The organism is Acidimicrobiales bacterium, from assembly GCA_035533095.1.
Taxonomy (GTDB): Bacteria; Actinomycetota; Acidimicrobiia; order Acidimicrobiales; family Palsa-688; genus DATLUM01.
Map to the genome: position 1 here is coordinate 67317 of DATLUM010000037.1, position 10488 is coordinate 77804.

At 63.9% G+C, this 10488-nt stretch carries 10 protein-coding genes; 6 read left to right on the forward strand and 4 right to left on the reverse strand.

From position 1 onward, the window contains the following. Entirely contained in the window at nucleotides 1-1818 is a 1818-nt protein-coding gene (locus VNF71_03530) for an O-antigen ligase family protein (GenBank protein HVA73615.1), read from the forward strand. On the opposite strand, the gene VNF71_03535 is transcribed toward VNF71_03530, so the two are convergent. Next, entirely contained in the window at nucleotides 1805-2737 is a 933-nt protein-coding gene (locus tag VNF71_03535; protein ID HVA73616.1) for a glycosyltransferase, read from the reverse strand. The two genes, VNF71_03530 and VNF71_03535, sit on opposite strands and share 14 nt — an antisense overlap. Before the next feature lie 360 nt (nucleotides 2738-3097). Here VNF71_03535 and VNF71_03540 point away from each other — a divergent pair, with 360 nt between their 5' ends. From VNF71_03540 to VNF71_03555, 4 genes are read left to right on the forward strand one after another with little or no spacing between them, the layout of a single operon-like run. Beyond that, the gene (locus VNF71_03540) at nucleotides 3098-3856 is read left to right on the forward strand and encodes a glycosyltransferase family 4 protein (protein ID HVA73617.1); all 759 of its coding nucleotides are present in this window, start codon (nucleotides 3098-3100) and stop codon (nucleotides 3854-3856) included. Continuing rightward, nucleotides 3828-4766 (forward strand): glycosyltransferase family A protein, encoded by a 939-nt coding sequence (locus tag VNF71_03545; protein HVA73618.1) that lies wholly within the window; start codon nucleotides 3828-3830, stop codon nucleotides 4764-4766. The genes VNF71_03540 and VNF71_03545 overlap by 29 nt, the downstream gene beginning before the upstream one ends. A 3-nt stretch (nucleotides 4767-4769) precedes the next feature. Then, a complete protein-coding gene (locus VNF71_03550; GenBank protein ID HVA73619.1) occupies nucleotides 4770-5687 on the forward strand; it encodes a glycosyltransferase family 2 protein in 918 nt (305 codons plus the stop codon). Nucleotides 5688-5719: 32 nt separating this feature from the next. Next, nucleotides 5720-6790 (forward strand): glycosyltransferase family 4 protein, encoded by a 1071-nt coding sequence (locus VNF71_03555; protein ID HVA73620.1) that lies wholly within the window; start codon nucleotides 5720-5722, stop codon nucleotides 6788-6790. Between the two features lie 24 nt (nucleotides 6791-6814). Here VNF71_03555 and VNF71_03560 read toward each other — a convergent pair whose 3' ends face one another. Continuing rightward, a complete protein-coding gene (locus tag VNF71_03560) occupies nucleotides 6815-7900 on the reverse strand; it encodes a glycosyltransferase family 4 protein (protein ID HVA73621.1) in 1086 nt (361 codons plus the stop codon). A 101-nt stretch (nucleotides 7901-8001) separates the two neighbouring features. Here VNF71_03560 and VNF71_03565 point away from each other — a divergent pair, with 101 nt between their 5' ends. Continuing rightward, nucleotides 8002-9264: a glycosyltransferase family 4 protein gene (locus VNF71_03565; GenBank protein HVA73622.1), complete on the forward strand. Its 1263-nt coding sequence runs from the start codon at nucleotides 8002-8004 to the stop codon at nucleotides 9262-9264. A gap of 39 nt (nucleotides 9265-9303) precedes the next feature. Here VNF71_03565 and VNF71_03570 read toward each other — a convergent pair whose 3' ends face one another. Both VNF71_03570 and VNF71_03575 read right to left on the reverse strand, forming a co-directional pair. Then, entirely contained in the window at nucleotides 9304-10116 is an 813-nt protein-coding gene (locus VNF71_03570) for a glucose-1-phosphate cytidylyltransferase (GenBank protein HVA73623.1), read from the reverse strand. Beyond that, nucleotides 10109-10488, reverse strand: a 380-nt coding sequence (locus VNF71_03575) for a dTDP-4-dehydrorhamnose 3,5-epimerase family protein (protein ID HVA73624.1), incomplete at its 5' end; no start/stop codon positions are given. The genes VNF71_03575 and VNF71_03570, both read right to left, overlap by 8 nt.

A 10488-nucleotide genomic window follows, 5' to 3' on the forward strand; every position in this document is an offset into this window, starting at 1 on the left:
ATGGGTGTCACCGGAGACATCTTCCTCACCGTTGTTGCGATCGCCCTCGTCATCGGGCTTCCTCTCGCCGGTGCCTTCGGAGTGTTGACAGCCGTCTGGCTGCTGGTTCCCCCCAACCTGATCGTCCCCCACGCCCCACACATTCTCCTGGTTCACACGGTCGTCCTCTACGCCTTCTGCTTTCGGCTCATGGCTCGTCGCGGTCCGGGAGAGCCTTCCTCTGCTGCCTATACACCGACCGTGGTCCATGCGGCTTTGCTCGCACTCGTGCTGGTGCTGTTCTTCGATGGCGTGATCTTCACGCCTTCGGGGAACTCGCTGAACGGCAACCTCCATTACTGGTTCAACGACTTCAACCTCTTGGTCCTGTTCGTCGTAGTCCTAGCTGTCGTCAGGACCATCTCGCTCCGGCGGGCCGTGACGATCGTCGCTGTCGTTCTGTGCGTCGTTGTGGGCATCGGGTTGTGGGAGTACTTCACTCGTCGCGGATGGTCTGCCTTCTTCTTCGAGCACGTTCCGGCCAGCTACCTGGCACCGGGGGCAGCGCCGCTTCAGACCCGAGGCGGCCACGTGCGTTCCCAGGCAGCGGCCCAATTCGCGCTCGAATACGGCTGGGTCTTGGCCATGCTCTTCCCGCTTCTCGTCGCATCCGTCTTCCGCTGGTCTCAGGGCCGGCGTTGGTGGTACTGGCTGGCCAACGCAATTCCTCTCCTTGCTGTGCTGACATTCGTCTTCTCTGGATCACGGAGCGCCCTTGTTGCCTCGGTAGCCGTGCTGCTCGTCCTCGTCGCCATCGGAGCCAACCGAGGGATGCTTGTCTGGGGCGCGCTGGCGATCCTCACTGGTGCGATCACCGCGATTGCCGACCCGACGCTGATTAGCTCTCTCTTCGCCGCCGGAAAGGTGGACCCGGCCTCTGTTCGCCTGCAGAGACTTGGGCCCTTGTTTGATCTCGTCGTCCACCACCCCTTCACGGGGCTCGGGCTCTCGGGCATCAGCTCCGAGTTCGTCGTCAACGGAGTGGACAACGGGTATGCGGTCATCTACGCAACCCTCGGCGTGATCGGCATCCTGGCCTGGCTGTCCGTGATGGTGACGATCGGAGTGACGGCCGCGCACGCCGTGAAAGCCCGCCGCGGCAGCTTCGAAAGGCTGATCGGGGCAGCATGTTTCGCGGGCACCCTCGCGGCCGCTGTAGCTGCTGCCACTTACGACTTCCCCGACACCGCTCAGTCAACCTGGACGCTGATAATGCTGGGCGCATTAGGAGTAGCTGCCGCAGAGGCTGCGGGGCGGCGGATTGTGCTGCATTGGTCGCCCCCCCGACTCCTGATACCTGCGGTGGGTTCGTTCATCGGTTCCACCATCTTGGCGCTGGCTCCGGTCTCGTCCTCGGTCTCGTTCGCGGTCATGACGGACGCACAATGGGTTCTGGCCAGCAACAGCGCCTATTACGCCGGGCAAGGAACCGAGATGGTGAACACACTCTGCCCCGTAGTGACCAACGCGGACACTGTGACGAAGGGGACGAAGGTGCGGTGTCTGCAGTACAACGAGGTATTTCCGCTCAACTTTCCGGGACTCGCTGTGGTCCAGGTACGAGGCCCGACGCCGCAGTCAGTGAGGCGAGAGGCGTCTCTCGCCTTCACGCCCATATCCCGGCAAATGCCTTTTGAGAAGTGGCCTATGGGCGCGATCGAGACAGGAAAGCCTGCCTGGGCCAAGACCGCGCCACTCTGGGGCGGAGTTGTCGGAGCCTTCCTGATGCTGTTGTGGCCGCGGACTCTCCGTAGGCGGCCGATGATCAACTCGAAGTGAGGAAATGACCATCAGCAAGTCCCATCCGGCGAGCCCTCACCACGCCCTGCGCCGCCCCCGCCAGCATTGCGAGCTCCGACAAGGAACCCATCGCGTACCGCTCTGCGACGTTGCGGACGACGCCCTGAACGCCGTGCCGCCATATGAGCTCGCGGCTTGCTCTGCCGGCGATCTTGCCCCACGACGGTCGGCGATCGCCGCCGAGTTCGAGGCGCCAGCGTTTGACAGCGAGCGCCCCGGAGCCCACTCCGTATCCCAGGTACGCGCGCAACTGATCTACTCGACCTCTCCATTGCCGATGGGCGACGATCGAGTCTGGATCAAACACGCCCACCCCCCCGCCCATGAGGGATCGCCAGAATGCGTCGACGTCCTCGGCCGCTCGCAAGGGAGCGCCGGGTCCTAGTGTCTCGTCGAACCCGCCGATCTCCTCGAGAGCGCTTCTTCGCCACACCATGTTTGCTCCGTGGCCAATTTCGGTCGGGTCGTCGTCGTGGCCGAACTTGGCCGGATCCGTCCGAGACGTCAGGCTCAGGTGAAGCCATGCCCGAGGGGTGTGTGTGGACTCGGAATCGACTCGTCCGGTGACGAATCCGGCGGAGGGTTCCCTTGTGAAGGCTTCGACAGCCGCCTCGAGCCATCTCGAGTCGGGCAGGCAATCGTCATCAGTGAAGGCAACCAGCTCGGTCGAGGCGGCGCGCCAGCCCGCGTTGCGGGCTCGGCTTGTTCCCGGCTCTGCACATCGAATGAGATTCGCGCCTGCTTCCCTAGCGACGCCGGCAATGGTTATCGGATCCGCCGAAGCCGAATCGACCATGATCAGCGAATCACCCGGGCGGAGGGCTGCCTTCGCGGCTTCCAATGCTCCCCGGACGAGTTGCGGACGGTCCCGAGTGGCGATGACGACCGTGACGGACATTCGGGTCTTCGTCGCTGGATGTTGTTCGGACGTCATAGGTTCTGCGCGATGAGGATATCTGTGGTCGCTTGCGAGCTTCCTCATCCCGACGGAACAGCCGCGGGGCGTGATCTCTGGGCGTGGTGCGAGGGAGCGCGCACACTCGGCCACGAGGTCGATGCGTGGGTATGGTACGTGTCTCGCTCCTCACCGGAGGGAACGATCCCATCCTGGTGTCGCTACGAGCCCTTTAGTACAGATACGGATTGGCGAGCTCGGGTCCATCACCTCTGGCGGCCCAGGGACGAACTGGCGCGGTCGGGATGGGAACCTGCACCAGGCGCGGTCGCCGTAGCGGACCACTACCCCTCCTTCGCCGCCGTGTTGCCCTTCGAACGTTCCGTGGTGACGTTCCACCTTCGCTCGCTGCTCGACGCGTGGGCAGTCCGGCACCTCCGGCCCACTGATGTCCAGGTTGCCCGCGCGGAGTGGATCGCCAGCCGCCGGGCTGGGCTTTCGCTCGCATACTCTCAACGAGTCGGCCGGCACCTCGGCACCAGTCCCCGCATCGTGCCAATCGCCTATCCGACTCCGAGCGAATCGATCACGCCGGTTGAGGAGCCTGTCGCTGCGCTCATCGCCGATTGGTCTTGGCCCCCCAACCGGCGGAGCCTCCACTTCCTACTGAAGAACTGGGCTGACGTCAGGAGGAGAGTCACCGGGGCACAGCTGCTTCTCGCCGGGCGCAATCTCGGTGACACGGGCATCGGGGCGGAGAAGGGAATCGAGCTCATCGGAGCCGTCTCGAACAGCACCGAGGTTCTGAGCCGGGCCGCTGTGGTCGCCTTTCCATGCCCGAGCTCGAGCGGACCGAAGATGAAGGTCCTGGAGGCTCTTTCCTACGGCCTGCCGGTGGTTTCCACGCCGCCCGGACTCGAAGGCGTCTTCGCCCCTCCCGGGAGCGGTTCTGTGGTCGCGAGTCCCCACAACTTCGTCCAGGCACTGTCGGAACTGCTGTTGAACCCCGAGCAGCGCGCCATGCTGGGGAAGTCCGGCCGAGAGGCGGTTATTGCGAATCATTCGCCGACGGCTTCGGCCCAGGCGCGCATCGATGCGATCCGCGACGCGTTCTCGCTGTGAACCGAAGGCTGCCGTGATCCTGAGCGTGGTAGTGGCGACCAGGGATCGGCCTCAGTTTCTCGACGAGTGTCTGCACTCACTGTGCAACGCCATGGCCCCGGACGATGAGTTGATCGTGGTGGACTCGGCTTCAAAGTCAGCTTCCACTGAGGCAGTCGCAAGTGTTCGAGGCGCCCGGGTGATCCGTTGCGCGTCCCCGGGAACCTCGCTGGCGCGCAACACCGGATGGCGCGCAGCAAGCGGGACCTGGGTCGCGTTCATCGATGACGACGTGCGTGTCGATCCACAGTGGGCCAAAGCTCTCCGTGATGCAGCGACTGACAGACCTCAGTTGTCGTTCCTGACTGGCCGGCTACGACTTCCGCATCCCGCGGAGCGCCCCGTGGCCGTCTTCGACGACGAGAATGCCGCCGCGATAGATCGCAACTCGGTAGACGACGTCGGGCACGGTGCCAACTTTGCGGCTCGGCGGGACGCTCTCGAAGCAGTCGGAGGTTACGACGAATCGCTCGGTCCCGGGGCGCGATGGCAAGCGGGTGAGGACCTCGAACTCATCGACAGGCTCATCGCGGCGGGGTTCGGGGGGCGCTACGAACCGACCGTCTCCGGATATCACGTTCAATGGCGCACTCCCAGAGACCTGTTCGGTCTGGAGTGGAGGTACGGGCTTGGCCAGGGCGCCAGGTTGGCCCTCCTGCGGAAGCTCGACCGGGAGCGGTCTCGGGCCGTGGCCAAGAGGGCCACCATCGACTCTGGGGTCATCGAGCTACTTCGCAGTACCGTCCGCGGATGGGAGCGAATAGCGCTGAGAGCCTTGATACGACTGGCTGGTACCGCCGTGGGTTTTGTCGGAATGACCGTCAGCCAAGCGGGCCGCCGCCGGGCCGGCCAAGGGCCGGAGCGGAGCTGATCGATGCCTGCGAACGGGCCACTCGTTTCGGTGGTGCTTCCGACCAGGAATCGTCCTGGACGCTTGCCCCGAGCCCTTTCGTCGGTCCTGGCGCAGACGTACAAGCGCCTGGAGCTTCTCGTCGTCGACGACGCGTCCTCCACACCTGCGGAAGAGGTCGTCGATCAGGTCGGTCGCGGCGATCGTAGAGTCCAGCTCCTGCGGTTCGAAAAGCAAATGGGGGCTTCCGCTGCCCGTAACGCAGCCTTCAAGCGGGCCGCCGGGGATGTCATTGCCTTCATTGACGACGACGACCAATGGAAGCCGCAGAAGCTGGAGCGTCAGGTGAGTTATCTCGCCGCCCATCCTCGAACGGGAATCGTCACGGCCGACTTCGAGGTTATGGACGAACGGCGTGCGGAGATCCTGATCCACCGGGGGCCCGCTTCGTTTCGACGACACCATCTGTGGTGGTTCAACCTTCCCGGCAGCTTCGTCTGCGGCATCGCACGCAGAGAGGCCGTGGACGGCGAGCTATGGCTCGATGAATCGTTCCTGAGCGCGGAAGACTGGGACATGTGGGTTCGGTGCGCCCGGCGCACTTCGATAGGAGTAGTGAAGGAAGTACTCGGGCGTCAAACGCTGCATGCCGATGGGCAGCTCACCGACCCTAGCTCGAGGCTTCAAGGCCTGAAAGCGTTCGAGGGGCGCCATGCGCCATCCCTGTCCAAGGCTTCCTTGGCCTTTCTGCGCGCTCACCAACAGATGGAGATGGGAACGGGGATCCGCAAACGACTGAATGTCCTTCGCTCCCTCGCTACGGATTCCCCACGAGCATCGACGCTCTTGTTGGTCGAACAGTCGGCTCGGCAAATCGGAAAGGTACGACGGGATCCGGGGTTGGTCGATCGAGCGCTCGTCAGAGCGATCGGCTCCGAGTAGGTCCGCTCTCCGTCCTCACTGATGAGTTGATGATGTCAGACACCGGTCCCCTCCACGTCGAGCTTGTCTCATGGGATGATGATCCGCCCGTAGGGGGGCAAGGCGTGTATGTACGAGAGCTTCGGCGGGCCTTGACGGACCGCGGGATCCGGGTGACCTCGCGTTCGGGCCGCGGTCCGTTCGCCGTGTCCTACCCTCGTATCACAGGGCGTCGGCATCTCGACATGTCCATAGCGCTCAATATCTCGGTGCGGTCCCTTCTGGACGCCAAGCCAGATGTGGTCCAACTCTCCGGTGGACCCGGTGGGATCCAGCTGCTCCGCCGGCTGCCGGTCCCCACGGTTTACGTCGCGTATCACACTCACCGGCAGTCGCCAGGGTGGAGGCAGGTGCGGCGACTCTTCGACCGACTCGAGCGCCGCAGCTACGACATCGCCGATACTGTTGCTGCCATCTCTCCTTCGACGGCCGATGCCGTCGTGGCCATGGGCGTCCCCTCGTCGAAGGTGGTCGTCATACCTCCGGGCATCCACATGCCGGAGCGCCCAACCGGCGCCGAAACCGAGCGGGAGGAGGGCAGGATTCTCTTCGTCGGGCGTCTCGAGCCGGCGAAAGGCCCCTTGGACGCTCTCGCTGCCATGGACATCATCTGCCAACAGATTCGCGGAGCGCGAGGAGTCGTCGTCGGGACCGGGTCGCTCAGTCGCCGGGTTCAGGAGGCAGCGGCGGCGACATCGGGACGGGTGGAATACCTCGGGAACCTCTCCGACGACGATGTCGTCCGAGAGTATTTCCGCGCCCAGCTCGTGCTCATGCCGTCGGCGTTCGAGGGGCTCGGTCTGGTTGCGCTCGAGGCCATGGCATGTGGGGCCGCCGTCATCGGCTACGACGTGGAGGGTCTCAGAGACACGATCGCGTGGCGCGGTCGACTCGTGCCTGGCGGCGACGTCGGAGGGCTTGCCCGGGTTGGTCGGGAACTCCTCCAAGATCCGAAGCAGCTGGCAGCCCTGGCTCAATCTGCGACTGAGGAGGTCCGGCGGGAGCGTTCGTGGCCGCGCTGCGCCGAACTGTTCGAACAGCTCTACCGGGAACTGGTCAGTTGAATCGTGTTCGGCGCTTGCGCGCCACTAGACCGCTATTGGATCACGCCCAGAAACATAGAGTCGCTCCAGCAGTGGTGCTATCGAGGAGTCCCAGTCGAACTCCTCTGCGCGACCGCGGCATAACCGCGCTGTATCGATCTGCTGGGCAAGCTCCAAGGCGTCATCGAGCGATCGTGCCAGGGACTGCGGATCATGCGGTTTAGCGACACAACCGGTCTCCGGGGTCACCAGCGACGGGGGAGCGGCGTCGTCGACCACGACGATCGGCGTACCGCAGGCGAGCGATTCGATGAGAACCAAGCCAAACGACTCGGATACCGATGGGAGGCAGGTCACCCATGCCCGTCCGTAGCGCTCGGCCTGACTGCTCGGATCCCCGACGGGCAGGTGCTCCGCGATGCCGGCCGCCTCGGGAACCCGGGAGAGAATCGCACGGGGGTCCCCTGGCCCGCTGAGCCACACCTTCAGGTCCGGTCTGCTTCTCGCCAGGATAACGGCGGCGCTGAGGAGATCCTCCACCCCCTTTCGGGGGTCGTCGAGCAGGCCGGAGAAGAGGATTGTCGGAACCCGCTCGCGGCTCTTCGCCGGGGCAAAGCTTTCGACTCGTACTCCGCCGGGGACGAGCGCTCCGCCCCGGTTCCAGTCTCTGCGGAGAGCGTCCAAGGCAAACTGGGACATACACGCGTACACGTCGACCTTGCGGACGATGATCCGCCGCGCCCATCCCTCTGGCTGATTTGCCCACCAACCACGGTCCGGGATTCCCATCTCGTCGTACAGGACCGTGTGTCCCCCGAGTCGACGAGTCACAGCGGCAGCCAGGGCATCCAGAGGCATCATCGAATGAACGGCTTCGTAATGCCCAGTTATGAGCTTCGGAAGAATTCGAAGCGCAAAGCTCAACTCGTGCCGATACGAGTCCTTGAAGCGTCGGCGAAGCTTGATTGTCTCGATTCCGTCCTGGCGCTCATGGACCGGTTGCCAACCGGATGTCAGGATCGTCACCGCATGACCCCTGGCGGCAAGTGCGCGCGCAGTCTCCACCACTATGCGCTCGGCGCCTCTCCTCACGTCGGGCCAGGAGTACGGATGTGTGATGGCCAATTTCATGCCGTCGGCAGTCCCCTGCGATCAGAGAGAACGGCCAAGAGTACTGTCATCTTCATTCACCGTCGATTTGCAGGCGCACCCCTCGCCGCCGGGCTCCGTTCATGAGGATTCTGGCCATCGCGAACTGGTTTCCCCCTCACCACCGCGGCGGATATGAGATCAATTGCGCCGACGTCATGACCCGCATGGCTTCACGCGGGCACGACGTCGAGGTTCTGTGCTCCGATGAGCGGCTTCCAGGCGTGCGCGAGGACACGCTCGATTCCGCCACGTCGATCCCGGTACACAGGTACATCCGGCTGTACTGGCGCGACGAAGTCCCCTGGAAGCCCCCTGTACACGAGCGCTTGCGAATCGAGCGAGCGAACCAGGCCAGCCTCCGTCGGGTGCTGGACAGGTTCGAACCCGACGTCATCTCGGTCTGGCACATGGCTGTGATGTCTCTCAGCCTTCTGGCGACCATCGGGCGCCGTGACCTTCCGGTGGTCTATGCCATATGCGATTCCTGGCCTACATATGCACTTCAGCTGGATCATTGGAGCCGGCTCTTCAACGGTTCCGCGCTCCGCCGGGTCGTGGGTCACGTGTGCGAGAGGGTCATCTCGACGCCGTGTTTGCTTCCAGACCTTGGCTCACTAGGACACGCGTCATTCGTGTCTTCGTTCACCTGGCAGGAGGTCCAGGCGGGTTCGCCTTGGAGGTTCCAGCAGCACGGGATCATCGCCTCCGGGATCGACAGGTCGAACCTGAAGACAGATACGACCGACGGCGACGCAGCACCGGATCGGCCCTGGGATTGGAGGCTCGGGTACTTCGGGCGCTTCGATCCGCGGAAGGGGACCGAGACCCTGATCAGGGGGTTCGCCCTGCTGCCGGAGCGGTCGTCTCTGGTCATGTACGGCAGGGGTGGTGAAGGTGAGCGAGAGCGCCTGCGGGCCCTCGCCGACAGCCTGGGGGTCGGGGCGAGAGTGTCCTTCGGGTTCCTCGACAGTTCGGAACTCGGAGAGGCATACAGAGCTCTCGATTGCGTCGTGTTCCCGAGCGAGTGGCCGGAGCCATTCGGTTTGGTTCCGCTGGAGGCCATGGAATGCGGAGTACCGGTGGTCGCAACCGGCGTCGGTGGCTCCGCCGATATCACAGTCGACGGTGTGAACGCCGTGCTGTTCCGAGCAGGCGACCCTGCGAGTCTTGCTGAGGCCGTCCGCAGGCTGGCCCACGATCCAGTCCTGCGCGCGCAACTTGTAGAGCGAGGAAGGCACACGGTCGAGAGATACGACGTTGATCTTATGGCGGATGCGTATGAGCGGCGTTTCGAGGACGAGATCCGGTGCCGCGGGCGCGATAGAGAACATCAACCGCGCTGATCGTCGATAGCGCCGTTCACCAGCGGCAGGGCTCTCCCTCTAGGGCCGTGAGTCGTACCAGACGCACCACGGTGCCCGGCCAGATGTCCAGAGGCCCTCCAGCAAGAGGCGCTCACGAGGCGTGTCCATCGGCTGCCAGAAGCCGTCGTGTGGGTAGGCGGTGAGTTGACCGTCGGCAGCCAGGGCGCCCAGCGGCTCCCGTTCGAGCATGTAGTTGCCTTCTGCCGGGAAATACCGGTCGAGGGCTTCTCGTTGGAACACCATGAACCCGCCGTTGATGGCTCCGGTACTGGTCTGCGGCTTCTCCACGAAGCTCGTCACCTTGCCGTCGTCCCCGATTGTGAGTTCCCCGAACCGGCTGGGTGGCTGCACTGCGGTGATCGTGGCGAGGCGACCCGCGCGGCGATGACATTGGAGCAACGCTGATATGTCGATGTCTCCGATGGAGTCGCCGTAGGTCACCATGAAGGTGTCACAACTGACCCGGTCCATTGCTCTCCTCACCCGACTGCCGGTGAGAGTGTCTCTCCCGGTGTCCTTGCAGGTAACCCGCCAGTTGCCTGTTGCGAGGGAGTCGTGGAAGCTGACTTTGCCGGGGTCACCCAGCTGTAGCGTGAAGTCGCGAGTCATCGCGTCGTAGTGAAGGAAGTACCGGCGAATCTCTTCACCCAACCAGCCCAGTGCCAGGACGAAGTCTGCGTAGCCGAAGGTCGAGTACACCTTCATTATGTGCCACAGGATCGGACGATCTCCGATCGGTGCCAACGGCTTAGGGATTGTCGAGTCGTAGCTGCTCAGTCGGGTTCCGCGCCCGCCGCAGAGGATTACCACGGGAACTTGGCTTTCAGCCATGGCGTAGATCCCAGGTGTAGGGGATGGACGCATCCAGGGGATCCAGTCGCCGGATCTCCTCGGGATAGTGGGGGGTGGTCGAGCAGTTCGCGACCAGCGCGGTGGCTGTTCCCTCTCCCTTGAAGCCGTTCCACACGAGCGGCGGGATCGTGACGAGGCAGTAGTTGAGCTCGCCTATGTGCAGCTCGACGACGTTTCCCTTGGTCGGCGAATCGGGACGGTCGTCATAGCAGACCAGCTTCACCATGCCCACTGGAACCGCGTAGTTGAGCTGCATCTCCTGGTGCAGGTGCCACGCCTTGACGACCCCCGGATAGACCGTAGAGAAGTAGATCTCGCCGAATCTCTCGAAAACCGGGCTGTCGTTGCGAA

Bases quoted from the DNA above. Each gene is read 5' to 3' on its own strand.
- VNF71_03530 (HVA73615.1), top strand. From the start codon at position 1: ATGGGTGTCACCGGAGACATCTTCCTCACCGTTGTTGCGATCGCCCTC.
- VNF71_03535 (HVA73616.1), bottom strand. From the start codon at position 2,737: ATGTCCGTCACGGTCGTCATCGCCACTCGGGACCGTCCGCAACTCGTC.
- VNF71_03545 (HVA73618.1), top strand. From the start codon at position 3,828: ATGCGATCCGCGACGCGTTCTCGCTGTGAACCGAAGGCTGCCGTGATC.
- VNF71_03550 (HVA73619.1), top strand. From the start codon at position 4,770: ATGCCTGCGAACGGGCCACTCGTTTCGGTGGTGCTTCCGACCAGGAAT.
- VNF71_03555 (HVA73620.1), top strand. From the start codon at position 5,720: ATGTCAGACACCGGTCCCCTCCACGTCGAGCTTGTCTCATGGGATGAT.
- VNF71_03560 (HVA73621.1), bottom strand. From the start codon at position 7,900: ATGAAATTGGCCATCACACATCCGTACTCCTGGCCCGACGTGAGGAGA.
- VNF71_03565 (HVA73622.1), top strand. From the start codon at position 8,002: ATGAGGATTCTGGCCATCGCGAACTGGTTTCCCCCTCACCACCGCGGC.
- VNF71_03570 (HVA73623.1), bottom strand. From the start codon at position 10,116: ATGGCTGAAAGCCAAGTTCCCGTGGTAATCCTCTGCGGCGGGCGCGGA.